Genomic DNA, 213 nt, shown 5'->3' on the forward strand with positions numbered 1-213 from the left:
GGAGACTATTTGAAGTTGGAAATAGAGCAAACAGAGTTTGCGTCATATTTACGACTCGTTAGCTCAGTTGGTAGAGCAATTGACTTTTAATCAATGGGTCGCTGGTTCGAGCCCAGCACGAGTCATATGCGGGTTTGGCGGAATTGGCAGACGCACCAGATTTAGGATCTGGCGCTTTCGGGCGTGGGGGTTCAAGTCCCTTAACCCGCATAA

2 tRNA genes are annotated in these 213 nt (G+C 48.8%); both read left to right on the top strand.

Features of this window, described 5'->3' with window-relative positions:
• Window positions 1–52: 52 nt before the first annotated feature.
• Window positions 53–125 (top strand) — tRNA-Lys (locus RFK25_RS11715).
• 3 nt (window positions 126–128) lie between these two features.
• Window positions 129–210: transfer RNA gene (locus tag RFK25_RS11720), tRNA-Leu, on the top strand.
• Window positions 211–213 lie beyond the last annotated feature (3 nt).

The sequence above is a fragment of the Streptococcus sp. SS-4456 genome, from assembly GCF_036680365.1.
Classification (GTDB): Bacteria; Bacillota; Bacilli; order Lactobacillales; family Streptococcaceae; genus Streptococcus.